The organism is Citrobacter sp. wls619, from assembly GCF_005281345.1.
Classification (GTDB): Bacteria; Pseudomonadota; Gammaproteobacteria; order Enterobacterales; family Enterobacteriaceae; genus Citrobacter.
On the sequence record NZ_SZXJ01000099.1, the window covers coordinates 1 to 23,196 of the forward strand.

Here is a 23,196-nt window from a genome sequence, read left to right on the forward strand (position 1 = left end):
AAGTACGGGCTTTTTTTTCGCATATTGCATTTGCCGGATGCGGTGCAAGCACCTTATCCGGCCTACATTTCTGCATCTCGTCGTAGGCCTGATAAGCAATGCGCCATCAGGCATGGCAGTTATTGTCGGCTGAGCAGCGTCAACACTTCATAGTGTGCAGTGTGCGGGAACATATCGAAAAGCTGAACGCGCTCAATGCGATACCCAGGCAACTCACGAATATCCTTCGCCATGGTTTGCGCATTACAGCTGGAATAAACAATAAAGCGCGGAGCCATACGAGAAAGAAAATCGCACAGCGGCTTTCCAATCCCGCGACGAGGCGGATTCACCAGCACCAGGTCCGGCACTTCCCCCTGAGCGGTAGCAAACTGAGTTGAATCCAGTGCCTGAAAATGCAGATTCTGCAACCCAAGCTCCTGTGCCGACTGTTTCGCGCAGGTAATCGCCTCTGGCGCAATTTCAATCCCCGTCAGTTTCATCTGCGGCGTGGCGCAATGCAGACCAAACCCTCCCACACCGCAAAACAGATCCCACATGTGATTAACCGGAAGCTGACGCACCCAGTCGCGGGCGGTGGCATATAAGCGTCCTGCCACGACCGGGTTAGTCTGGAAGAAGCTCTGTGGACGGATCCACAGCGGTACATCGTTAAAACGTTCGGCCAGCGCCTGCTGTTCGGTCAGGAAGATTTCTGTCTCCCCTTCCATAATGGCCATATGCACAGGCTGGATATTGACGCTAATGACTTTTAGCTGCGGTAACTGTGCCTGCAGCCACGGTAGCGCCGTACGCAGCTGTGCCAGTTTCGCGTCAGAACGTAAAACAAAACGCAGCATCATGCCACCGTCAAACTGGCTTTCCGTTAACAGCAGATATTTAAGCTCACCCCGTTTGCGTGCCACGTTGTAAGGCGTAAGCCCCGCTCGGGCAATAAACGGCTTTAGCGCGGTAAATACGGGCGCAAAAGAAGCGGGATACAGCGGACAATCGCACAAATCTTCAGGTGTACCGTCGCGATGCAGCATGCCCAGCAATGGTTTTTCCACGCTGCCGCTGACCACCATTTTGGCTTTATTTCGAAACGCGTTTTCCGCACCACCGATCGGCGCACACCATTCTCCGACCGAAAAATCGGCCAGCAGATGCTGAAGATCGGCTGTTTTTGCAGAGAGTTGTTCGGCGATGGGCTGCGTTATCCACTGACAAGAGCGGCAGCGTTCGGCGTCATAAAGTGCGCACTGCATACAAAAACCTACAAATTAACAGGGGGCGAAGATTATATACCCGTCATACTTCAAGTTACAGGTGTGTTGGCTGTGCTCACTCACCCCAGTCACTTACTTATGTAAGCTCCTGGGGATTCATTCACTTGCCGCCTTCCTGTAACTCGAATTATTTAGGGTATGCGCGTTATTGCAAACGGAAAAACCGCCTGCTAGACGCAGGAATAAACAGCAGTAGCAACACCAGCATATCCGGCAATTTTTGCATCACCAGCGTATGCAGGATTTCACGTCTGGACTCCCCTGCAATACTGAACAGTTCCGGATATCCGTAGCCCAACGAAGCCGCCCACAGATAGACGCTAGCGATAATCTGGGTCAGCAGATAGATCCAGCGCGCCCAGTTCCGTCCTTTGACCAGCGAAAATGCGCAGAAAATTTCGATAAACAGCAGCACCAGACTGCCCAGAAATACCAGCGTCAAATTCCAGGTCTGCACACTGCGATGAATAAACTCACTGGTTCCACGAAAACCAAGCGTATTAAAAATCATCAACAGATCGAGACAGCGGATCATGATGATAGCCAGCGCCGCCACCTGCACTAAAGCAGGGACGTTTAAGCGAGCATGTGATGTGGATGATTTCTTAAAAAATCCCAACGCGTCGTCTTCCATGAAAACGGCGCAACCACCACAGCTGCGCCGTATAGACAGATTGGCAGATTTTAGTTTTTTCAGCCGCGTCTTGCACGTTGGATATCGCGTATCCGTTGTTTTTCTGTTCGCGCCATCAGATACCACGCGATAAATCCGATAATTCCTACCACGCCAAGGATCAGCGTCGCCAGTGCGTTGATCTCCGGGTTAACCCCCATACGTACGCTGGAGAATACCAGCATTGGCAAGGTTGTCGCCCCAGGACCAGAGACAAAGCTGGCGATAACCAAATCATCCAGCGATAGCGTAAAGGCCAGTAACCAACCGGAAATGACCGCCGGCATAATCATCGGCAGCGTAATGACGAAAAAGACCTTCAGCGGCGTCGCGCCGAGATCCATCGCCGCTTCCTCAATGGAGTGATCCAGTTCGCGCAAACGCGAGGAAATCACCACCGCTACGTACGCCGTACAGAAGGTGACGTGCGCCAGCCAGATGGTCAACATACCGCGATCTGCCGGCCAGCCGATGGCGTGAGCCAACGCCACAAACAGCAGCAGCAGCGACAAGCCGGTAATGACATCCGGCATGACCAACGGCGCGGTGATCATAAAGGCGAAACCATTCGAACCACGAAAACGACCGAAGCGCACCATCACTACGGCAGCAATCGTACCCAGAATGGCTGCCATCGTCGCAGCACAGGCAGCAATCGTTAAACTCATGCCGACGGCACTCATCATTGCAGTATCGTGGAAAAGTTCACCGTACCAGCGTGTTGACCACCCCGCCCACACCGTCACCAGCTTGGAGCTGTTGAACGAATAGATAACTAACATCAGCATGGGGGCGTACAGGAACGTAAACCCCACGACCAGGATAAAGATCCGCCACGGCGAGCGGACGACCGGCAAGTTATTCATCCGTGTTCCCCCACGCTTTTCTGCTGATACTTATGGAACCACATGATTGGCACAATCAGTAACAGCAACATGATGATGGCAACCGCAGACGCCACCGGCCAGTCGCGGTTATTGAAAAACTCCTGCCATAGCACACGGCCGATCATAATACTGTCCGGCCCCCCAAGCAGTTCCGGAATAACAAATTCCCCTACCGCCGGGATAAACACCAGCATTGAGCCAGCGATAATCCCGCCTTTGGTCAACGGCACAATCACGCTAAAAAAGGTTTTCAACGGCCGTGCGCCCAAATCCAACGCAGCTTCCACCAGCGAATAGTCAATGCGCGTCAGTGCGGTATAAATCGGCAGCACCATAAAGGGCAAATAGGCATAAACAATACCGATATAAACCGCCAGGTTGGTATGCAGGATCGTCAATGGCTGATCGATAACGCCCAGCCACATCAGGAAGTTGTTCAGCACCCCGTTATTTTTCAGGATCCCCATCCAGGCATAGACGCGAATCAAGAATGAGGTCCAGGAAGGCAGGATCACCAGTAACAGCAAAATATTGCGTGTAGAAGGCTTACTGTGTGCCACCGCCCACGCCAGTGGGTACCCCAACAACAGACAGCAGATCGTCGAAATCCCCGCGACCTGCAAAGACTGCAGGTAAGCATCGAAATAGAGCGGGTCGTCCGTCAGTTGCAGGAAGTTACCTAAATTGAGCGTAATAGATAACTGACCATCGGCCCATGCCACAAGGTCAGTGTACGGCGGTATCGCCCGGGCCATTTCTGACAGGCTTATCTTGAAGACAATCAGAAACGGCAATAAAAACAGGAGAACCAGCCACACATACGGCAGCGCGATCACCAACTTGCGGCCATGTTTCATTTGCAACTGCGACATATACAGCGTGAAACGGCTCGCTTTTTCGGCACGTGCCGGAGGTTCAAGTGTACTCATCTTTACTCCTTAAACCGTCAACACCACACAGCTGTCCGCATCCCAACACAAACGTACCTCGTCACCCCAGGTCGGTAGCCCCTTGCGATAGCGATGTTCGTTTTGCAGCTGGGCACTCAACATCTGGCCGCTTTTTAAACGCACGTGATACACAGACAAATCACCCAGGTAGGCAATATGCACCACCTCGCCCACCGCAAAGTTATAGCCATCCGGCGGAGGGGCATCACAGAGCATGATTTTTTCCGGACGAAGCGCAACATACACCGGTACGTTATCGACGATGGAAGTATCAGCATCCACTTTTAGCGGATGCACCAGCCCCGGAGAATCAATCACCAGACCGTCCTCCTGACGCTCCTTTAGCAGCCCTTCAAAAACGTTTACCGAACCGATAAATTCAGCGCTGTAGCGGGTGGTCGGGTGCTCGTAGATCTCTTCCGGCTCGCCAATCTGCACAAATTTTCCGCGGTTCATGATGGCTATACGGCCCGCCATGGTCATGGCTTCTTCCTGGTCGTGCGTCACCATCACGCAAGTCACCCCCACACGCTCAAGAATATCAACCACTTCCAGTTGCATGCGGTCACGCAGTTTTTTATCCAGCGCGCCCATCGGTTCATCCAGTAACAACAGCTTAGGGCGTTTAGCCAGGCTCCGGGCCAGCGCCACGCGTTGACGCTGACCGCCTGAAAGCTGATGCGGCTTACGTTTGGCGAACTCCTGCATGTGCACCAGTCCGAGCATCTCATTCACCCGGCTAGCGATTTCCGCTTTCGGTAGCTTGTCCTGCTTGAGTCCAAAGGCAATATTCTGTTCCACCGTCATATGTGGAAACAGAGCGTAAGACTGAAACATCATATTAATTGGGCGCAGATAAGGTGGAACATGCGCCAGATCGACCCCGTCCAGCATGATTTGCCCGGTAGTTGGCAACTCAAACCCCGCCAGCATGCGCAACAGGGTTGATTTACCACAACCGGATGCACCAAGCAGGGCAAATATTTCGCCTTTGTAGATAGTGAGATTGACGTCATCGACGGCATGCTGACCGTCAAATGACTTCGTCAGGTTGCGAATTTCAAGCAGCGGGGTCAGCGCCTTGCGGATTTTCGCTTGTGGGCGTGGGGTTGCATCATTCACTCAAGTGCTCTCCGGCATAAAACAAAGAAACGGTGCAAATAACGCACCTTACTGGTGCGTATTGCCGGGTTTTGTGTGTTCGGGATCGCGACATCCCCGGCAGGCACAAGCACAGCCGGGTCGCGTCCCGAACATCGGGTTATTTCCCGCTTTTCACCTTCGTCCAGGCACGGGTACGTACACGATCGATCTTCGGATCCTGCACTTTCAGTGTGAACAGTTTGGCGCGCACGTCCGCTGGCGGATAGATACCTGGGTTATCACGCACTTCCGGGCTGACCAGAGCCGTCGCTTCTTTATTAGCATTGGCGTAGAACACGTGGTCGGAAATATGCGCAATCACATCAGGGCGCAGCAGGTAATTGAGGAACTGGTAGGCTTCGTCTTTGTTTTTCGCATCTGCAGGCATCGCGAACACATCAAAGAACGCCATCGCCCCCTCTTTTGGAATCGAGAAGGAGATATTGACGCCATTTTTCGCTTCTTTCGCACGGTTTGCGGCCTGCCATACATCCCCTGCCCAGCCAATCGCGACACAGGTATCACCATTTGCCAGATCGTTAATGTATTGCGAGGAGTGGAAATAACGGATATTCGGACGCAGTTTCAACAGCAAATCGGTTGCCGGCCCGGTGTAATCATCCGCTTTAGTACTGTTTGGATCTTTACCCAAATAGTTCAGCACAGTAGCAAACACTTCTTCAGGCGCATCGAGGAAAGAGACACCGCAGCTTTTGAGTTTTTCCAGATTCTCCGGTTTCAGGATCAAATCCCAGCTGTTAACCGGGGCATCCGCACCCAGCACCGCTTTAACTTTATCCACGTTGTAGCCAATACCGGTGGTTGCCCACATATACGGCATAGCAAACTTATTGTCTGGATCGTGTTTACCCACCAGTTTCAGCAGTTCAGGGTCGAGGTTTTTCCAGCCTGGCAGTTTGCTCTTATCCAGGGGCTGGAAAACGCCCGCGGTCAGTTGCCGTTCGAGGAAACTGGCTGAGGGGACAACGAGGTCAAAACCGGTGCTGCCTGCCATGAGCTTACCTTCCAGCACCTCATTGGAGTCAAATACATCATAAATGACTTTAATGCCGGTCTCTTTCTCAAAATTAGCCACCGTGTCCGGAGCAATATAGTCAGACCAGTTATAAATATGCAGTGTTTTTTGTTCAGCAGCGAGCGTGCCGGCAGAGACGGCCATCAGAGCACCTGCAACCAGGCCTGATAACCATTTTTTATTTAAGGCAGTCATAATCTCTTTCCTTCTGAAAGTCCGTTAACAAACGAACAAAAAAGTCACACTCTAATGATATGCAAGAAACGTGCATATTATTTCATGCGGCATCAATGAAAGAGAGGTCTCTCTCCCCGCCGCTATTGCTCGCTGATAACCGCTGACTCATTCAACATGCATACAGCTACAGATAGCTCATAATGGGCAAATTGAACGGTGACGTTTACAAGCCTTGCAAGAATAACTTTAGCCAGGATTCGAGGATATAGCCCAGATAAAAAAACGTCTTTTATCAATTTTTTATGCAGGTTTTGTCTATGACGTAAAGCGATAGAGACTGAATCGAAGTGAATAATTCTTTAAGAAAAGGTTAAATGCAGAATAAAAACGTGAAATACGCAACCGCTCTGGCAGCGGCTGCGCTATAGATACCCAAAATCAGGAACGATTAGTGGAGGAAATGAACCTCTGTATTGCTGTTTTGCCCGTCTTCTTCGGCATTAAACAACAACTGATGTGCCCCGGCTTCAAGGATCACCATTGAAATCTGTTCTTCGCTCTGACGCACAAAACATTCAAACTGTTCAAACGTCACACCCGGCATAACGGATAAAGACTGGCAAACCACCAGCTTTGGCAGATTATCATCCTGCATATCCAGAAAGGCTTTTACCGTCAGCGAGCTGGCATTGATAGCGGACAGATCGGCGGCCAGCGGCAGCAGTGCTGAAGGTCTGACTTCCGCCATTGCGGAAAACAGAATGACGTTATCGACCAAATCAACTTTTGCATCAAAGATGCCGTCAAAATTCTGCATGTGCGGCAAATGCAGCGCCTGACAGGTATCACATTCAAAAAAACTCACGCCCAGGTCGTCGAGCCATTGACGCAACGTATCCAGAGTGGGAACGACCAGTGATGTCATAATAATGTGCGACCTCTATTGATGAAAAAATTACCGGCACAGCTTACGCAAAAAGACCGTGTCATACCACGATCGCTATCGATATTGCGTTTAGCCGCCGATTTTAAGACAAAATTCAGGCGTAGCATGACGCTCGATCCACTGGATCATTCGCGCAGCAATATCTATCCCTGTGGTTTTCTCCACGCCTTCCAGCCCTGGAGAGGCGTTGACCTCCATAACCAGCGGTCCGCGTTCTGCACGCAGGATATCGACGCCAGCCACATCAAGCCCCATCGTGCGGGCCGCTTTAAGCGCAATGTCCCTTTCCTGCAGCGTGATATTGGCAATCGTAGCAACTCCGCCGCGATGCAAGTTAGAACGGAAATCGCCCTCTTTAGCCCGCCGCTCAATAGCCGCAACCACCTCATCGCCCACCACGAAACAGCGAATATCTCGCCCCTTCGCCTCTTCGATATATTCCTGGACCAGAATATGGGCATTCAGACCACGAAATGCATCCACTACGCTCTCTGCGGCCTGGCGCGTTTCGGCCAATACCACACCGATCCCTTGAGTCCCTTCCACCAGCTTCACCACCAGCGGCGCACCACCGACCATATCAATCATATCGCTGGTATCGTCCGGCGAGTGGGCTATTCCGGTAATCGGCAGGTCAATACCCTGTCGCGCCAGCAGTTGTAACGAGCGCAGCTTATCGCGTGCGCGGGTAATCGCTACTGACTCATTCAGCGGATAGCTACCCAGCATCTCAAACTGGCGTAATGCCGCCGTACCGTAGAAGGTAATGGCTGAGCCAATTCTTGGAATGACCGCGTCAAAATGGGGAAGCTGACGGCCTTTATAATGAATAGAAGACGCCGCCGGGCTAATGTTCATATAACAAGAAAGAGGATCGATAACTTCAACCAGGTGACCGCGTTGCATCGCCGCTTCACGCAGGCGTTTGCAAGAATAGAGCGTTCCATCCCGGGACAAAATGGCAATTTTCACCCTGCACCTCTCTAAAAGACCTGGTAAAAGCTGGCGTATCATACACTGGGTTAAACGCTTTAGCGCGTCGCCCATCCCTGTTTATGTAAATATTCCAGGATAAAGGGACGGCTTTCTTTAATGATGGTGCGGCGAATATGATCGCTCCAGGTATCGCGACGCGTGTTGCTACCACGGGTCAGATAGTACTGCGCAAGCTGTTCATCATATTGCGACAAAACATCCTGATCGAGCGGCTGGTACTGGTTTTCATGCACCACCAGTGTTGCTGGCAGCCGGGGCTTGATGTCCGGGTTATCCGCAGGCCAGCCGAGACACAGGCCAAACAGCGGCAAAACATGCTTCGGCAGCGTCAGTAATTCCGTTACCGGCTCAATATTGTTGCGCAGACCGCCAATGAACACACCGCCAAGCCCCAGCGATTCCGCCGCTGTCAGCGCATTTTGCGCCATCATCGCCGTATCAACCACGCCAAGCAACAGTTGCTCCGCCAGCCCCAGTTGCGCATCGGGGCAAATCTGCAAATGGCGATTAAAATCAGCGCAAAAAACCCAGAACTCGGCGGCCTGTGCGACGTGCTTTTGTCCGCCGGATAAGGTCACCAGGGACGCACGCAGATTTTGATCGGTAATACGAATTATCGTCGTGCACTGCAAAAAACTTGAGCTTGATGTCCCTTGAGCGGCAGCAATAATCGCCTCACGCTGTGCGTCCGAAATACGTTCATCGGTGAAATGGCGAATGGAACGGTGGCTGCGAAGTAAATCAATGGTTGGAGTCATCTTTTTTTTCTCTGGCTGAATGGGAAGAAGCGTCGGGAGCACGCGACATCAGCTGCGGTGCCAACAGCTGCGCAATGCGCAACATCAATACCACCGCCGCGGGAAGCATCAACAGCACCCCCAGAAATATCATTACCACACAGGCCAATGGCCCGTTCAGCGGTGCGGGTAAGGTGAGATAATCGTTAAGCGACAGCAGCGCCAGCGATAACAAAACCATCCCGATGATTTCCATAATCAATACGCTTTTGGGTAACACGCCCACTGTGCGCATAGGTGCCTCCCGATAAATGGCGCTTAGTGTAAAACGTTCCGACGGCCCATGTTTAACAAAAATGCGGTTTGAAAAACGAAGGCATAGACTAAGGATATCAAAGCAACAGGCTGAACCTGCTTTCCATCCGTCACAAATCGCGGCATCATAACAACATTCGCCATCCGGCCTGATAAGTTCGAGGAGATAGAGATGTTTGCCGTTATTTTTGGTCGCCCAGGGTGCCCGTATTGCGTGCGCGCAAAAGAATTAGCAGAAAAATTAAGCAATGAGCATGACGATTTTAACTTCCGCTACATTGATATCCATGCCGAAGGTATTACGAAAGCCGATCTGGAAAAAACGGTAGGTAAGCCAGTTGAGACCGTTCCGCAGATTTTCGTTGATCAACAACACATCGGCGGCTGCACGGATTTTGAAGCGTGGGCAAAAGAGAATATGAATCTGTTCGCCTGATAGCTGTTTCTACGCCCTCCGCTGGAGGGCGTCATCAGTTTTTTTTCCGCCGCTGACGCTGGTTGAATAAGCTACTGATAAATAAAAAACACAATGCCCCAAGCGCACACCAAAACACGGCACTGAACAGCCATGCCAGCTCTTGCCACAGCGAACGCGTCGGCATAAAAACGAACCGCATCAGTAACAAGCAACACGGCGCTGCCAGTATTGCACCAAGAAGGGGTTTGAGCACTTCCCGACGGTGGGAGAAAAAGCTTGCCACAGCGCCAGGCAGTATAAAAAACAACAACCCGACCTCAGGATGCCCAGCCGCTCTAAATGCGCCTTTCATATTCAGCGTCAATGAAAGACACACTACAATAAAGAGCACAAAGCAGCAGATCGCACCCGCCCAACTTTGCTTATGTTTCAATCGTTCCTCCTGACATCCTCTCTATCGAACACTCTTTTCGCCCGCAGGCGTCCAGTCAGATAAAGTTACTCGGCATTCCATGCCAAAAACACACCCACACGATTCTTATAGCCGTTGATACGTAATGAGATTAAACTAGCCGCATATATTGTCGTGCTGCATTATTTGGGGCTGTGTACGATGCTGTCGCCCCTTAATTTCTGGCAAAAACATTAGCGTAAATTGCCATTTCTTTCAATAGCTTACTAGTAAACAAGAAGTTAGCCTCCGTGAATATAAACGTCGCAGATTTGTTAAATGGGAATTACATCCTGTTATTATTTGTGGTCCTGGCTCTGGGCCTGTGTCTGGGTAAATTACGCCTGGGTTCAGTCCAACTCGGTAATTCCATTGGCGTTTTAGTGGTCTCCCTATTATTAGGTCAGCAGCACTTTAGTATTAACACTGACGCATTAAATCTTGGCTTTATGCTGTTTATTTTTTGTGTCGGGGTGGAAGCCGGTCCCAACTTTTTTTCGATTTTTTTTCGCGATGGGAAAAATTACCTGATGCTTGCACTGGTGATGGTCGGTAGCGCACTGCTGATCGCCCTGGGGCTGGGTAAGCTATTTGGCTGGGATATCGGCCTGACGGCAGGCATGTTGGCTGGTTCAATGACGTCTACGCCCGTTCTGGTCGGCGCAGGCGATACTTTGCGCCATTCAGGAATGGAAGGTACACAGCTATCCACCGCCCTTGATAACCTGAGCCTGGGTTACGCCCTCACCTATTTAATTGGGTTGGTCAGTCTGATTGTGGGTGCGCGCTATCTGCCAAAACTGCAGCATCAGGATCTGCAAACCAGCGCCCAACAAATTGCGCGTGAGCGCGGGCTGGACACTGACGCCAACCGTAAGGTTTATCTGCCGGTGATCCGCGCCTACCGTGTCGGCCCTGAGCTGGTTGCATGGGCTGATGGGAAAAATCTGCGCGAGCTGGGCATCTACCGCCAGACCGGTTGTTATATTGAACGTATCCGCCGCAACGGTATTCTGGCCAACCCGGACGGTGATGCAGTGCTGCAAATGGGCGATGAAATTGCCTTAGTGGGCTATCCGGATGCCCATGCTCGCCTCGACCCCAGCTTCCGTAACGGTAAAGAGGTGTTCGATCGCGATCTGCTCGATATGCGTATCGTCACCGAAGAGATTGTGGTGAAAAACCACAATGCAGTAGGTCGTCGTCTGGCCCAGTTGAAGCTGACTGACCATGGCTGCTTCCTGAACCGCGTGATCCGCAGCCAGATCGAGATGCCCATTGACGACAACGTCGTACTGAATAAAGGCGATGTATTACAGGTCAGTGGCGATGCGCGCCGTGTGAAAACCATTGCCGATCGTATCGGCTTTATTTCAATTCACAGCCAGGTAACCGATCTGCTGGCTTTCTGCGCGTTCTTTATTATTGGCCTGATGATCGGGATGATCACCTTCCAGTTCAGTAACTTCAGCTTCGGTATCGGCAACGCGGCCGGCTTGCTCTTCGCCGGAATTATGCTGGGCTTCCTGCGTGCTAACCATCCAACGTTTGGCTACATCCCTCAAGGTGCGCTGAACATGGTCAAAGAGTTTGGCCTGATGGTCTTTATGGCTGGTGTCGGTTTAAGCGCAGGTAGCGGCATTGGTAATGGCCTCGGCGCAGTAGGTGGTCAGATGCTGATTTCGGGTCTAATTGTCAGCCTGGTTCCAGTGATCATCTGTTTCTTGTTTGGGGCTTATGTATTGCGCATGAACCGGGCCCTGCTGTTCGGGGCGATGATGGGGGCGCGTACCTGTGCGCCAGCAATGGAAATCATCAGTGATACCGCGCGCAGCAATATTCCTGCTTTAGGCTATGCGGGCACATACGCGATTGCTAACGTTCTGTTGACGCTGGCGGGGACACTCATCGTCATCATCTGGCCTGGCATCGGTTAGAACTGTTTTTTTGCTTTTAATGAAAATTTTTTGCAGGTAAGCAGAACTTTTCTTAAAGGCGTCAGTCATAACTATTGCCACTGCTTTTCTTTGATGTCCCCAATTTGTGGAGCCCATCAACCCCGCCGTTTTGGTTCAAGGTTGATGGGTTTTTTGTTGCCTGAAATTTGCTATCACCCCCTTTCTCCCACGCAATTCCTCCCAAAATTTGCAGCACGCCGGTTATGGCGCATACTTTTTAATCGGTGCTTAAAGATGACGGGAGTTTACTATGTTGCTTGCTGGAAAGGTTGCGGTGATCTTCGGCGGCAGCGGCGCTATTGGTAGCGCGGTTGCGCAGGCCATGGCGCGCGAAGGTGCCCATGTGTACCTGGGCGCGCGCGGTCAGGAAAAGCTTGATTGGGTGGCCAGTCGCCTGCGAATGGCGGGGGGTACTGTCGATACGTTTATCACCGATGTGCTCGACGAGCACGACACCTCAACACAAGTTACCCGCCTGGTACAGCAAATCGGTGGAATTGATGTGGTGGTTAACGCGACCGGCTTTATGCATGAACAAGGCAAACGCATCGACGCATTATCCCTCTCTGAGTTTATGAGCGGTATCACCCCTTTCCTTTCGGCGCAGTTCAATATCGCAAAAGCCGTAACGCCGCACATGGGCGGCAATCGAGCGGGCGTCATTCTCACCGTTGTCGCGCCCGCGGCCCCGATGGTGATGCCTGGGCATTTGGGGCATATCGTCGGCTGTGCGGGAACAGAGGCTTTTATTAAAGCACTCGCCAGCGAACTGGGACCGGCAAATGTTCGCGTCGTCGGCGTGCGCTCGCATGCGATTGTGGACGCGGTAGCGGCCGGTTCCTATACCGGGGAGATTTTCACCGCTAAAGCGCAGTCAATGGGTTTAACTGTCGAACAATGGTTAGGCGGTGCAGCACAAAGCACCATGATCGGACGCCTGCCTACGCTTGCACAAATCGCTGAGGTTACAGCCTTTCTGGCTTCAGACCATGCCGGAGCAATGACCGCTACGGTGGTAAATATTACCGGGGGCGCAACCGTAAGCTAATTTACCCGCTCTTTCACGCCGTGCGCTGCAGCGAACCTTTTTTTGCGCTCGGGCGGGAACACAATGCTATACCGCACATAATAACCAACGCGCTGACCAGATGGTATGAATGCAGAGTGACGTGCAAAAACATCACGCTAAATAATCCGCCACTCAGTGGAATCAAGTGTGAATAGATCTCTCCGCGCGTTGCGCCAATGGCGCTAATCCCTTTGTTCCATAACAGATATGACAGCCAGGAAGGAAAGATAATAAGGTATGCCAGCCCAGTAATAACGCCTGTATTTGCATAGCTATTCCAGCCCGGCATACCATTGCGTATCAACGCCAGAGCCAGTACCGGAATAAGTACAATCGCACCTAACAGCGCGCTCACAGCGACAAAGGCGTTTCCCTTTACCTCAACCGGTTTAATGCGTAAAAAAGCGCAATAGACCGCCCAACTCAGCGCTGACCCCATCGTCCAGAAATCGCCCTGATTCAGGTGTTCAAACATCCGCGCATGCATCACATCACCCTGCGCTACCAACCAGATAACGCCAACGGTACTGAGGATCACGCCAGCAATATTACGCGCAAAGATCCGCTCTCTAAAAAAGAACTTATTGATTAACAGGACGAGAGCCGGTGTGGTGGACATATAAATCGCCGCATTGAGCGACGTTGTATATTGCAGACCGATATACAACGTTAAGGGGAAAAGAACCTGACCACAAAGCGCGAGGAACACGATAGTACCAAAGGATTTTCTCATCGCTGGCCACTGCACGGCGATCTGTCGGAAATAAAGCGCCATCAATAGCAATGCGGTAAATATCCAGCGTGCTGCTGATAAAATGATGGGATTAACGTCGGCAACCAATATATGGCCGACTACATAGTTCCCCCCCCAAAAACAGGCAGCCAGACTGAGTAAAAGATAGGGCATATATGCGCCTTATTGTCAGGTGTACGGTATGACCACAAGGCTACGGCGGTGTCAGAATGAATGCTAATATAACGTTTTCATCCATGTGCATAGATTAAAACTATGAAATTCACGCTAAGGCAACTTGAGTTTTACATCGCACTTGCAGAAACATTACAAATTTCCAAAGCTGCTGCGCGCTGCCATATTTCTCAGTCATCAATGACCATTGCCATGCGGAATCTGGAAGAAGCATTAGACGTGCAGCTATTTGTACGTTACCCCAAAGGCGTGAAGCTCACCGCCGAGGGCGAGCGCTTTCTGGCACATGCCTGCTGCATCATCAACAGCAGCCGCTCGGCTGTTGACGCCCTGCATGACCGGAGCGAAATTCTCACCGGTACAGTGCGTATAGGCATTGCCGAAACGCTCTCTGCCTATCTTATTCCGGATATACTCAACGATATTGAACGACGTTTCCCACTGCTGGAGATCGTATTTTATGAAGCTACTGCACCGGAACTGGTACAGGCACTACGGGAAAAAAAGGTCGATTTTTGCCTGCTCCTGACCTCAAATATCAGCCACGACACCGATCTGGAAATCGAAACGTTCATTCGTTCACAACGCCGCCTGTGGACGTCTGTTGGACATCCGCTCCAGAGTCAGCCCTCGATCCACCTTACTGATGTCGTAAAGCAGCCGTTTTTACTGCTGGAAACCGATAAATACCCTGACGTGATCATCGATTACTGGCAGCAGCGTGGCTATACGCCCAATATCTGTTTTCGCAGCAACTCTTTTGAGGCAATAAGAAGCCTGGTCGCTAAAGGCAGAGGAATAACCATTTTATCTGATCTGGTTTATCGCCCGTGGTCGCTGGATGGCCTGCGCGTCATGCACAGAACAATTGATGATTTTATTACCTGGATGGACGTCGGGACGGTAAAAACAGCGGCTCAACCGCTGACAACAGAGGCGATGAAAGTCATCGACTTTTTACGTCAGGCGATTTCCCGCCTCGACAAGCCATTTTAATGATTTTACTTCTGCGGCACGCCAGCAATGCGTTCCACCATCATCAGAATATCTGCTCGCGATAGCGGTTTTTTGTCCGTGACAAAATGCAGCGTCATACCTTCAAGAAACGCATCCAGCGCGCGTGCGGTTACCGGCGCGAACCACTGTTCCAGCGTCTGCTGACTGCGTAACATCCAGTTTTGCATAACCGTCTTTAACGCCGGTTTACGACTGGCAAACGCATACAGTTGGTACATGAGTTCCATATTGCCAGGCGTCGTGACCTGGGAGCTATAGATCATGTCGGTAATGGCATGGCAGGCCTGTGACGCATTTTCAACACCGGCAAAAAATGCCTGATATTGCACAGACATGGTGTCAGTAAAACGTGCGAAGGCCTCCATTAAAAGCTCATCTATTCCCGAAAAGTAATAGGTCATTGAGCCCAGCGGCACCTCGGCAATCATGGCGATTTTCCGGTGTGTAACCCCATGAATACCATGGATTACAACCGCATCCAGCGTGGCCTGAACTATTTTATCCCGTCGTTGTGGATCGTTCGCGCGTCGCACTGCATTACCTCTTCTTGCATTTATGTACAAATGTACACAACCTTGCTAATGTTGTCTTCTTCCCTCTTATCTTTGGCTCGAATTCATGACTGGCATCTCATCACGCAAAGCCCTAAGACGCCGTATGTGGGCGCTTTTCACGTTCTTCTTTTTACCAGGTTTATTAATGGCTTCCTGGGCGACGCGTACCCCTGCCATCCGAGATATCCTCTCTATTTCCACCGCCGAAATGGGCGCGGTGTTGTTTGGACTCTCAGTTGGCTCGATGAGCGGCATTCTTTGTTCGGCCTGGCTGGTGAAACGATTTGGCACACGAAACGTCATCCGCGCCACCATGTCATGCGCGGTTCTGGGCATGACAATTCTCAGCCTCGCATTATGGTTGCATTCCGCCTGGCTGTTTGCGTTTGGTCTGGGCGTGTTTGGCGCCAGTTTTGGCGCGGCTGAAGTTGCAATCAACGTCGAAGGCGCAGCGGTTGAGCGTGAAATGAACAAAACTGTGCTGCCGATGATGCATGGTTTTTACAGCCTGGGAACGCTGGCTGGCGCCGGTGTTGGCATGGTACTTACCGCCGTCAACGTCCCCGCGACCGCGCATATTCTGCTGGCGGCAATGGTGGCTGTAACCCCTATTTTTATCGCGATTAAGGCTATCCCCGACGGCACAGGTAAGAATGCGACTGACGGTTCGCACGCCGTTGAAAAAGGGTTGCCATTCTATCGCGATATCCAATTGCTGCTAATTGGCGTCGTGGTGCTGGCGATGGCGTTTGCCGAAGGTTCCGCCAACGACTGGCTGCCATTACTGATGGTTGATGGGCATGGATTTAGCCCGACATCCGGATCGCTGATTTATGCCGGCTTTACGCTCGGTATGACCGTCGGGCGCTTCACCGGTGGCTGGTTCATCGACCGCTACAGCCGTGTGGCAGTAGTCCGCGCCAGTGCACTGATGGGCGCGCTCGGTATCAGCCTGATCATTTTTGTCGACAGCTCATGGGTGGCAGGCGTCTCGGTGATCCTTTGGGGGCTGGGGGCGTCTCTCGGCTTCCCGCTGACCATTTCGGCCGCCAGCGATACCGGTCCTGATGCACCAACCCGCGTGAGCGTTGTTGCGACTACTGGCTATCTGGCATTCCTGGTCGGTCCGCCGCTGCTGGGTTATTTGGGTGAACACTATGGCCTGCGCAGCGCCATGCTGGTTGTGCTGGCGCTGGTGCTTGTTGCAGCCATCGTTGCGAAGGCTGTGGCTAAACCGGATGTCAAAAATACAACTGTGATGGAGAACGGCTAATGGGTATCAAGTTAATTGCAGTAGACATGGACGGCACGTTTTTAAGTGACCAAAAGACCTATAACCGCGAGCGGTTTATGGCGCAGTACCGTCAAATGAAAGCGCAGGGGATCCGCTTTGTGGTTGCCAGTGGCAATCAGTATTACCAGCTGATCTCTTTTTTCCCCGAACTGGCCGACGAAATCTCATTTGTGGCAGAAAACGGGGGCTGGGTGGTCAGCGAAGGGGAAGATATTTTTAACGGTGAGCTGGCAAAAGACGATTTCCAGACCATCGTGGAGCATCTGCTAACCCGCGCAGACATCGAGATTATCGCCTGCGGTAAAAACAGCGCCTACACCCTGAAGCAGTACAGCGATGAGCATAAATCCATCTCTGCCATGTATTATCACCGTCTTGAATTTGTCGATAACTTCGACAACATCAACGATGTATTCTTCAAATTTGGCCTGAATATCTCCGACGATCGCATTCCCCAGGTGCAGGCAGATCTTCATGAGTCGATTGGCGACATTATGGTACCGGTGCATACCGGCTACGGCAGTATCGATTTAATTATTCCGGGCGTTCATAAAGCCAACGGTTTACGCCTGCTGCAACAACGCTGGAATATCAGCAACGATGAGGTCGTGGTATTTGGTGATGGTGGAAATGATATTGAGATGCTACGCCAGGCCGGATTTAGCTTCGCAATGGCCAATGCTCACGAACCTGTTGTTCAGGCAGCAAAATATCGTGCGGGTTCGAATAACGAAGAAGGCGTGCTGAATGTTATAGATCGCGTACTAAAAAATGAGGCGCCCTTTACTCGTTAACGCATCAGCACAGACGGCAACAAAATGAGGGCATGATCTATTCATAATCCGCCTCAAATTAACCCGCTGGATTATTAACTCCAGTGAATATTTCAGGCGAGCGAATTATGAAGAAAAGTGTACTGATGGCAACAGTGTTGCTGGGATTTGCAGGAACAGCATTTGCACAGAATGTTACCGTTGATGTGCCAAGCGGATACAAAGTGGTGGTCGTTCCTTCTTCCGTCAACGTTCCGCAGGCGGTCAGTGTCGCTACTGCCCCGCAAACGGTTTATGTTGCTCCGGCTGCCACTCCAGCCCCTGTTTACCGCGCACATCCGTATGCGCGTCATGTTGCCAGCGTAGGTGAAGGGATGGTCATCGAGCATCAGATTGACGACCATCACTAATGATTGCAAAGCCCGGAAACCGGGCTTTAACCTTCCCGGGAATTCCCTACCCGCTTATCTTGCAGAAAGATAACCATCAGAATCAGCCACAGCACACCGCTCGCCAGATTAAACAGACTGAACAAGCCGTTTCCACCCAGCAGATAAGCATGTTTGCTCAGCTCAATACCGACGGTAAAGATCAGCATTTGCAGCATACCCATTGCTGCTGAAACGGTCCCTTTGCTCATTTCACTGGCAAACAGCGTCAGGCGCACCAACCCGGCGTTCGCCACGCCAATGCCAAACGCATAAAGACTTAAACCTGCCGTCATCCACAGATACGCATGCGAAGAAACAACCGTGGCCGCGGCAGCAATGATCAATCCCACAGAGATTGGCCAGCCCCCCATGATAATCAGCGAGCGCACCGTGCGGCGCGATGTCAGACGCGCCAGCACCAGGTTACCGGCAATCAGTGCGCCAAAAATAGGCACCTGCAGCAGGCCATATTCGTAGCTGCTGAGATGTTCGCCACTGATAATAATGATCGGGGACTGCGCAATCCACGCCAGCAATGGCAGACTGACAAAGCCCAATGCCAGTGCGCCTGCGACAAAACGCACATTCTTTAGCACCAGCTTATAATCTTTGCCCAACTCTTTGATGGAAAGCTTCTCGCCCAGACGGGTAGCCGTTTCCGGCATCGCGCGCTGCAGGCCAAAAAAGGCGATTGCCGCCAGCGCGGCAAACAGGACAAACATACCTTCCCACGGAAGGACATGTACCCATGCGGCCCCAACCAACGGCCCCAAAAGCGGCGCAATCAATGCTACGTTTGCCATTAGCGCAGTGATTTTAATGCACACCGCTTCTTCAAAGGACTCCTGAATGGCGGCGTAACCTACCGCGCCAATAAAGCACAGGCTGATCCCCTGTAAAAAACGCAGGAAAGTAAATTGCTCAATATTTTGTGCAAACAGCGTTGCGAGGCAAGTCACAATGAACCAAACCACCCCGGTTAACATCACCGGACGACGACCAACACGGTCCGACAGCGGTCCTAACAACCACTGTAAAAACATGCCGCCTGCCAGATAAGCGGTCATAGATGTTGGAACCCAATCCAGACCGGCCTGATATTGCTCCACCACCGCCAACATTCCGGGTTGGATCATATCGTTACCGATATACGTAGAGAATTCGTAAAGCACCAGACAGAGAGGGAAAAGTAATGCCTGACGCCCCAAGCGGGCGCCTGAAGATAAACGGTTCTGCATGCAATCTCTTAACCAATGAAAAAACGCGCAAAGTGTAATAAATGCGCCGTACTGGTGATAGTGAATTATGTGATTTGAAAGCAAAATGCGCACATTTTTACACTCAATTGCACGATAGCTTTTTGTTTTAAGGTTAATTTAAGTTGAGGCCGCTATCATGCTCAATAGGCCTCATTAATTGTCTTAAAAAGCGTCATTTAACAGACAAATAGGACAAGACCGCTTTTTATCGCCTGAAAGCAATTTTATGATCCCCAATATGGGCCTTTTTAACGATTACATTGAGTCTGGATGTTATGCTGGAAAATCTGAACAACTCGCTTTTTTACTTGATCAACGCCACGCCGGACTCTGCGCAATGGACGATCTCGCTCGCCATTTTTATTGCCAAAGATCTGATTAGCATCGTACCGCTACTGGCGATCGTTCTCTGGCTTTGGGGACCGCAAAACCGCGTGACCATCCAGCGCCAGTTGGTCATAAAAATGGCGATTGCGCTGGCAGTCGGTTTGACCATTTCATGGCTCATGGGGCATTTATTTCCTCACGACCGGCCATTCGTCAATCATATCGGCTACAACTTCCTGCACCATGCTGCAGATGACTCTTTCCCGAGCGACCACGGTACGGTTATCTTTACCTTCGCGTTGGCCTTCCTGTTCTGGCACCGCCTGTGGTCCGGAGCACTGTTGATGGTCGTCGCCGTGGCGATTGCCTGGTCGCGTGTTTACCTCGGCGTACACTGGCCGCTGGATATGCTGGGGGGGTTACTGGCCGGTCTGATCGGTTGCCTGAGCGCCCAGATGATCTGGCAACGATTCGGCACAACCCTGTACCACGGTTTGCAGACCTGCTATCGCACCTGCTTCGCCCTGCCTATTCGTAAAGGCTGGGTACGTGACTAACCCACGGTAAAGAGAGTAGTATTAAGCGCGAAACTGAGCACGTATTCTACTCTCCAGGGGAACTATGGAAACTCGACGCGACGAGCGTATTGGTCAATTACTGCAGGCGCTAAAACGCAGCGATAAATTACACCTTAAAGAAGCCGCGACACTGCTGGGTGTATCAGAAATGACCATTCGTCGCGATCTGAATAATAACACGGCCCCGGTTGTACTGCTTGGGGGCTATATTGTTCTGGAACCCCGTAGCGCCAGCCACTATTTAATCAGCGATCAAAAATCCCGCCTGGTTGATGAAAAACGCCGGGCAGCGCAGCAGGCAGCCAGCCTCGTCCAGGCGCATCAGACCGTTTTCTTCGACTGCGGAACAACAACGCCGTGGATCATTGAAGCGATCGATAATGAATTACCGTTCACCGCAATCTGCTATTCACTGAATACGTTTCTGGTGTTGCAGGAGAAACCACAGTGCCGCGTCATTTTATGTGGCGGCGAATTCCATGCCAGTAATGCTATTTTCAAGCCACTCGATTTCCAGGAAACCCTGAATAACGTCTGCCCGGATATCGCTTTTTATTCCGCAGCTGGCGTACATATTGATAAAGGCGCAACCTGTTTTAACCTTGAGGAATTACCGGTTAAACACTGGGCGATGTCGATGGCGCAGTATCATGTTCTGGTGGTTGATCACAGCAAGTTTGGGAAGGTGCGTCCCGCGAGGATGGGCGAATTAAAACGCTTTGATACCATCATCAGCGATAACCGCCCGGATGATGAGTTTGTCGAGTATGCCAAAGCGCAGAATATCAAATTGATGTACTAAATTTGTGCCGGATGACGGTGCTATCACCTCGTCATCCGGCATCAGCAATTAAGAGAACCAGCCACCAAACCACTGGTGGAATTTCATCATAACGAAGTCCCACATCCGGCTAAAGAATCCCCCCTCTTCCACCGCTTCCATCACCATCAACGGACGCTGTTCAATAGATTTTCCGTTCAACTGGAAGTCGATTGTCCCCACAACCTGGCCTTTCTTCAGTGGCGCAGTCAGTTGTGGCTCTGTCAGGGTAAAGCTCGCCTTCAGGTTTTTCAGCTGACCGCGCGGAATGGTCACAGACCCACCTTCCCCGGCGCCCAGATTGACTTCACTCTTATCACCAAACCAGACACGTTGGGTCACAAAGGTGGCATCCGGTTTAATCGGCGTAACGGTTTCAAAGAAGCGGAAACCCCATGTCAGCAGCTTTTCGGATTCATTAAAGCGAATGCGATCGGTTTTTGCCCCCAGCACGACGGAAATCAAACGCATATCGCCCTGTGTCGCGGATGCAACCAGGTTATAACCGGCTCCCGCCGTGGTGCCCGTTTTCATACCATCCACATTCAGGTTGGTACTCCACAGCAGGCGGTTACGGTTAGGCTGGCGGATTTTATTAAAGGTAAACTCTTTTTCTTTATGGATGGCGTACTCTTCCGGCACATCGTGGATTAACGCTTTACCCAACAATGCCATATCACGCGCGGTACTGAACTGCCCCGCGGCATCCAGACCATGTACCGTCTGGAAAGTCGTGTTCGTCAGTCCCAGTTTTTGCGCATAGCCGTTCATCAAACCGATAAACGATTCCTGGCTTCCGGCAACATAATCAGCGAGCGCGATACAGGCATCATTACCAGACTGAATGATCACGCCTTTGTTCAGATCGGACACCGCAACCTGATCGCCAGGCTTGAGGAACATCACCGAAGAGCCGCGCAGGGCCGGATTCCCGGTCGCCCAGGCATCTTTCCCGACGGTAACCATGTCATTCAGGTTAATTTTCCCGGCTTTTAGCGCCTGACCGACCACATAGCTGGTCATAATCTTGGTCAGACTGGCGGGATCCAGTTTCTCATCGGCATTACCTTCCGCCAGCACTTTGCCGCTGGCGTAATCCATTAAGATCCACGCACGTGCGTCAACGCTCGGCGGGGCCGTTGGTTGTTCCGCCGCCTGTACGGTCGGCGCAAAAAGGATTAACAGTGCTGAACCTGCAGCAAGGCTGCGTAGGGAAGAGAAGTATTGCGTCATAAATGCCACCCGAGTATCCATTCCAAAAAACCACGTCATACCACACCGTGTTTACACAAAACCGGCCAAGTTGCCTCAGCCAACCATACAGAAAAGTTCTGATGGATGACGTGTAAAATAAGTGCGGTGAGTAATAACGCACTAACGAGCTTAAAGAAACCGTAAGTTGGTAAAGTTTTTAAAGTTTATGCAATAACGCTGCGCTGCGCTGCTCTCATCACGATTTTTTTGCGCCTTGTTGCGTAAATATTAGGTTTACCCCACCATGTGAGCGAGTCAGATAGAGAATGCAGCCATAACGCTGCTCAATTAATTTGCGGGGTTACTATGATTACACTGTGGGGTCGCAATAATTCGACCAACGTAAAAAAAGTATTGTGGACACTCGAAGAACTGGAACTGCCGTACAGCCAAATTCTGGCTGGCGGACAGCATGGCGTAAATCATGACGCAGACTATCTGGCGATGAACCCTAACGGGCTGGTTCCACTGCTACGCGATGACGAAACAGACGTATTGCTGTGGGAATCCAATACCATTGTCCGCTACCTGGCGGCCCAGTACGGGCAAAAACGACTGTGGGTTGACGCCCCGGCGAAACGCGCCGAGGGCGAAAAATGGATGGACTGGGCTAACCAGACGCTGAGCCCTGCACATCGGGTTATCTTATTTGGTCTGGTCAGAACCCCTGCCGATCAACGCGATCAGGCAGCCATCGAGGCCGGTGCGAAGGTCTGCGATAACCTGTTTGCCATTCTCGACAACGCGCTGGCCGACCGGACGTGGTTCTCTGGCGCTGAATTTGGCACTGCAGACATCGCCGTCGCGCCGTTCATCTATAACCTGTTTAATGTCGGCCTGAGCTGGACGCCGCGTCCACACCTGGAACGTTGGTATCAACAGCTCACCGAGCGCCCGGCATTCCAGAAAGTCGTGATGATCCCGGTCAGCTAATCCT

General features: G+C 51.4%; 25 protein-coding genes. 10 read left to right on the forward strand and 15 right to left on the reverse strand.

The window, feature by feature from the left end; translation table 11 throughout:
- Positions 1 to 119: 119 nt before the first annotated feature.
- The 10 genes from rlmC to FDX19_RS21305 all read right to left on the reverse strand — a co-directional run bounded on the left by rlmC (position 120) and on the right by FDX19_RS21305 (position 9,108).
- Positions 120 to 1,247, reverse strand: coding sequence for a 23S rRNA (uracil(747)-C(5))-methyltransferase RlmC (rlmC, locus tag FDX19_RS21260; protein ID WP_137384279.1), 1,128 nt, complete (start codon positions 1,245 to 1,247; stop codon positions 120 to 122).
- Between the two features lie 166 nt (positions 1,248 to 1,413).
- Complete coding sequence (locus FDX19_RS21265; RefSeq protein ID WP_137384280.1) at positions 1,414 to 1,902, reverse strand: YbjO family protein; 489 nt, start codon at positions 1,900 to 1,902, stop codon at positions 1,414 to 1,416.
- Positions 1,903 to 1,961: 59 nt separating this feature from the next.
- Positions 1,962 to 2,807, reverse strand: a complete 846-nt coding sequence (gene potI, locus FDX19_RS21270) for a putrescine ABC transporter permease PotI (RefSeq protein ID WP_048212155.1) — start codon at positions 2,805 to 2,807, stop codon at positions 1,962 to 1,964.
- Entirely contained in the window at positions 2,804 to 3,757 is a 954-nt protein-coding gene (gene potH, locus FDX19_RS21275) for a putrescine ABC transporter permease PotH (RefSeq protein WP_005123598.1), read from the reverse strand. The genes potI and potH overlap by 4 nt, the downstream gene beginning before the upstream one ends.
- A gap of 9 nt (positions 3,758 to 3,766) precedes the next feature.
- Positions 3,767 to 4,900 (reverse strand): putrescine ABC transporter ATP-binding subunit PotG, encoded by a 1,134-nt coding sequence (gene potG / locus FDX19_RS21280; protein ID WP_061067606.1) that lies wholly within the window; start codon positions 4,898 to 4,900, stop codon positions 3,767 to 3,769.
- A gap of 139 nt (positions 4,901 to 5,039) precedes the next feature.
- Positions 5,040 to 6,152, reverse strand: a complete 1,113-nt coding sequence (gene potF / locus FDX19_RS21285; protein ID WP_137384281.1) for a spermidine/putrescine ABC transporter substrate-binding protein PotF — start codon at positions 6,150 to 6,152, stop codon at positions 5,040 to 5,042.
- Between the two features lie 430 nt (positions 6,153 to 6,582).
- A complete protein-coding gene (locus FDX19_RS21290; protein ID WP_137384282.1) occupies positions 6,583 to 7,059 on the reverse strand; it encodes a YbjN domain-containing protein in 477 nt (158 codons plus the stop codon).
- Between the two features lie 90 nt (positions 7,060 to 7,149).
- Positions 7,150 to 8,052, reverse strand: a complete 903-nt coding sequence (rimK, locus tag FDX19_RS21295; RefSeq protein ID WP_005123604.1) for a 30S ribosomal protein S6--L-glutamate ligase — start codon at positions 8,050 to 8,052, stop codon at positions 7,150 to 7,152.
- 59 nt (positions 8,053 to 8,111) lie between these two features.
- Positions 8,112 to 8,834 carry a nitroreductase NfsA gene (gene nfsA, locus FDX19_RS21300; protein ID WP_137384283.1) on the reverse strand — a complete coding sequence of 241 codons (723 nt, stop codon included), beginning with the start codon at positions 8,832 to 8,834 and terminating at the stop codon, positions 8,112 to 8,114.
- A complete protein-coding gene (locus tag FDX19_RS21305; protein ID WP_137384284.1) occupies positions 8,818 to 9,108 on the reverse strand; it encodes a DUF1418 family protein in 291 nt (96 codons plus the stop codon). Before FDX19_RS21305 ends, nfsA begins: the two co-directional genes overlap by 17 nt.
- Positions 9,109 to 9,300: 192 nt before the next feature.
- Here FDX19_RS21305 and FDX19_RS21310 point away from each other — a divergent pair, with 192 nt between their 5' ends.
- A complete protein-coding gene (locus FDX19_RS21310) occupies positions 9,301 to 9,564 on the forward strand; it encodes a GrxA family glutaredoxin (RefSeq protein WP_005123606.1) in 264 nt (87 codons plus the stop codon).
- Between the two features lie 34 nt (positions 9,565 to 9,598).
- Here FDX19_RS21310 and FDX19_RS21315 read toward each other — a convergent pair whose 3' ends face one another.
- The gene (locus FDX19_RS21315) at positions 9,599 to 9,979 is read right to left on the reverse strand and encodes an inner membrane protein YbjM (RefSeq protein ID WP_040233923.1); all 381 of its coding nucleotides are present in this window, start codon (positions 9,977 to 9,979) and stop codon (positions 9,599 to 9,601) included.
- A 269-nt stretch (positions 9,980 to 10,248) separates the two neighbouring features.
- Between FDX19_RS21315 and FDX19_RS21320 the strand changes: the two genes are divergently transcribed.
- Positions 10,249 to 11,934 (forward strand): aspartate:alanine antiporter, encoded by a 1,686-nt coding sequence (locus FDX19_RS21320; RefSeq protein WP_040233921.1) that lies wholly within the window; start codon positions 10,249 to 10,251, stop codon positions 11,932 to 11,934.
- A 271-nt stretch (positions 11,935 to 12,205) separates the two neighbouring features.
- Positions 12,206 to 13,003 carry an SDR family NAD(P)-dependent oxidoreductase gene (locus FDX19_RS21325; protein WP_137384285.1) on the forward strand — a complete coding sequence of 266 codons (798 nt, stop codon included), beginning with the start codon at positions 12,206 to 12,208 and terminating at the stop codon, positions 13,001 to 13,003.
- A 13-nt stretch (positions 13,004 to 13,016) separates the two neighbouring features.
- Here FDX19_RS21325 and FDX19_RS21330 read toward each other — a convergent pair whose 3' ends face one another.
- On the reverse strand, positions 13,017 to 13,931 hold the full coding sequence (locus tag FDX19_RS21330) for a DMT family transporter (RefSeq protein WP_137384286.1): 915 nt from the start codon (positions 13,929 to 13,931) through the stop codon (positions 13,017 to 13,019).
- 102 nt (positions 13,932 to 14,033) lie between these two features.
- On the opposite strand from FDX19_RS21330, the gene FDX19_RS21335 reads away from it, so the two are divergent.
- The gene (locus FDX19_RS21335; protein WP_137384287.1) at positions 14,034 to 14,948 is read left to right on the forward strand and encodes a LysR family transcriptional regulator; all 915 of its coding nucleotides are present in this window, start codon (positions 14,034 to 14,036) and stop codon (positions 14,946 to 14,948) included.
- 5 nt (positions 14,949 to 14,953) lie between these two features.
- Here FDX19_RS21335 and FDX19_RS21340 read toward each other — a convergent pair whose 3' ends face one another.
- On the reverse strand, positions 14,954 to 15,502 hold the full coding sequence (locus FDX19_RS21340) for a TetR/AcrR family transcriptional regulator (protein ID WP_137384288.1): 549 nt from the start codon (positions 15,500 to 15,502) through the stop codon (positions 14,954 to 14,956).
- Positions 15,503 to 15,587: 85 nt separating this feature from the next.
- Between FDX19_RS21340 and FDX19_RS21345 the strand changes: the two genes are divergently transcribed.
- From FDX19_RS21345 to FDX19_RS21355, 3 genes are all read left to right on the forward strand, one after another.
- Complete coding sequence (locus tag FDX19_RS21345; RefSeq protein WP_137384289.1) at positions 15,588 to 16,796, forward strand: MFS transporter; 1,209 nt, start codon at positions 15,588 to 15,590, stop codon at positions 16,794 to 16,796.
- Entirely contained in the window at positions 16,796 to 17,611 is an 816-nt protein-coding gene (locus FDX19_RS21350) for a Cof-type HAD-IIB family hydrolase (protein ID WP_137384290.1), read from the forward strand. The genes FDX19_RS21345 and FDX19_RS21350 overlap by 1 nt, the downstream gene beginning before the upstream one ends.
- Positions 17,612 to 17,718: 107 nt before the next feature.
- Entirely contained in the window at positions 17,719 to 18,000 is a 282-nt protein-coding gene (locus tag FDX19_RS21355; RefSeq protein ID WP_048212166.1) for a hypothetical protein, read from the forward strand.
- A 26-nt stretch (positions 18,001 to 18,026) separates the two neighbouring features.
- Here the strand turns inward: FDX19_RS21355 and FDX19_RS21360 are convergent, their stop codons facing one another.
- Positions 18,027 to 19,259, reverse strand: a complete 1,233-nt coding sequence (locus tag FDX19_RS21360) for an MFS transporter (RefSeq protein WP_137384291.1) — start codon at positions 19,257 to 19,259, stop codon at positions 18,027 to 18,029.
- A 296-nt stretch (positions 19,260 to 19,555) separates the two neighbouring features.
- On the opposite strand from FDX19_RS21360, the gene ybjG reads away from it, so the two are divergent.
- Both ybjG and deoR read left to right on the forward strand, forming a co-directional pair.
- Positions 19,556 to 20,164, forward strand: a complete 609-nt coding sequence (gene ybjG / locus FDX19_RS21365) for an undecaprenyl-diphosphate phosphatase (RefSeq protein ID WP_137384292.1) — start codon at positions 19,556 to 19,558, stop codon at positions 20,162 to 20,164.
- Between the two features lie 64 nt (positions 20,165 to 20,228).
- The gene (gene deoR, locus FDX19_RS21370; RefSeq protein WP_137384293.1) at positions 20,229 to 20,987 is read left to right on the forward strand and encodes a DNA-binding transcriptional repressor DeoR; all 759 of its coding nucleotides are present in this window, start codon (positions 20,229 to 20,231) and stop codon (positions 20,985 to 20,987) included.
- Between the two features lie 48 nt (positions 20,988 to 21,035).
- On the opposite strand, the gene dacC is transcribed toward deoR, so the two are convergent.
- Positions 21,036 to 22,238 (reverse strand): serine-type D-Ala-D-Ala carboxypeptidase, encoded by a 1,203-nt coding sequence (gene dacC, locus FDX19_RS21375; protein WP_137384369.1) that lies wholly within the window; start codon positions 22,236 to 22,238, stop codon positions 21,036 to 21,038.
- Between the two features lie 327 nt (positions 22,239 to 22,565).
- Between dacC and FDX19_RS21380 the strand changes: the two genes are divergently transcribed.
- The gene (locus FDX19_RS21380) at positions 22,566 to 23,192 is read left to right on the forward strand and encodes a glutathione S-transferase family protein (protein WP_137384294.1); all 627 of its coding nucleotides are present in this window, start codon (positions 22,566 to 22,568) and stop codon (positions 23,190 to 23,192) included.
- Positions 23,193 to 23,196 lie beyond the last annotated feature (4 nt).

Excerpts from the sequence above, each read along its gene's own strand:
- FDX19_RS21265 (WP_137384280.1), bottom strand. The coding sequence starts at position 1,902 with ATGGAAGACGACGCGTTGGGATTTTTTAAGAAATCATCCACATCACAT.
- FDX19_RS21330 (WP_137384286.1), bottom strand. The coding sequence starts at position 13,931 with ATGCCCTATCTTTTACTCAGTCTGGCTGCCTGTTTTTGGGGGGGGAAC.
- rlmC (WP_137384279.1), bottom strand. The coding sequence starts at position 1,247 with ATGCAGTGCGCACTTTATGACGCCGAACGCTGCCGCTCTTGTCAGTGG.
- FDX19_RS21345 (WP_137384289.1), top strand. The coding sequence starts at position 15,588 with ATGACTGGCATCTCATCACGCAAAGCCCTAAGACGCCGTATGTGGGCG.
- ybjG (WP_137384292.1), top strand. The coding sequence starts at position 19,556 with ATGCTGGAAAATCTGAACAACTCGCTTTTTTACTTGATCAACGCCACG.
- potH (WP_005123598.1), bottom strand. The coding sequence starts at position 3,757 with ATGAGTACACTTGAACCTCCGGCACGTGCCGAAAAAGCGAGCCGTTTC.
- nfsA (WP_137384283.1), bottom strand. The coding sequence starts at position 8,834 with ATGACTCCAACCATTGATTTACTTCGCAGCCACCGTTCCATTCGCCAT.
- potI (WP_048212155.1), bottom strand. The coding sequence starts at position 2,807 with ATGAATAACTTGCCGGTCGTCCGCTCGCCGTGGCGGATCTTTATCCTG.
- deoR (WP_137384293.1), top strand. The coding sequence starts at position 20,229 with ATGGAAACTCGACGCGACGAGCGTATTGGTCAATTACTGCAGGCGCTA.
- FDX19_RS21360 (WP_137384291.1), bottom strand. The coding sequence starts at position 19,259 with ATGCAGAACCGTTTATCTTCAGGCGCCCGCTTGGGGCGTCAGGCATTA.
- FDX19_RS21355 (WP_048212166.1), top strand. The coding sequence starts at position 17,719 with ATGAAGAAAAGTGTACTGATGGCAACAGTGTTGCTGGGATTTGCAGGA.
- FDX19_RS21335 (WP_137384287.1), top strand. The coding sequence starts at position 14,034 with ATGAAATTCACGCTAAGGCAACTTGAGTTTTACATCGCACTTGCAGAA.
- dacC (WP_137384369.1), bottom strand. The coding sequence starts at position 22,238 with ATGACGCAATACTTCTCTTCCCTACGCAGCCTTGCTGCAGGTTCAGCA.
- potF (WP_137384281.1), bottom strand. The coding sequence starts at position 6,152 with ATGACTGCCTTAAATAAAAAATGGTTATCAGGCCTGGTTGCAGGTGCT.
- FDX19_RS21310 (WP_005123606.1), top strand. The coding sequence starts at position 9,301 with ATGTTTGCCGTTATTTTTGGTCGCCCAGGGTGCCCGTATTGCGTGCGC.
- FDX19_RS21290 (WP_137384282.1), bottom strand. The coding sequence starts at position 7,059 with ATGACATCACTGGTCGTTCCCACTCTGGATACGTTGCGTCAATGGCTC.
- FDX19_RS21305 (WP_137384284.1), bottom strand. The coding sequence starts at position 9,108 with ATGCGCACAGTGGGCGTGTTACCCAAAAGCGTATTGATTATGGAAATC.
- FDX19_RS21380 (WP_137384294.1), top strand. The coding sequence starts at position 22,566 with ATGATTACACTGTGGGGTCGCAATAATTCGACCAACGTAAAAAAAGTA.
- FDX19_RS21350 (WP_137384290.1), top strand. The coding sequence starts at position 16,796 with ATGGGTATCAAGTTAATTGCAGTAGACATGGACGGCACGTTTTTAAGT.
- FDX19_RS21325 (WP_137384285.1), top strand. The coding sequence starts at position 12,206 with ATGTTGCTTGCTGGAAAGGTTGCGGTGATCTTCGGCGGCAGCGGCGCT.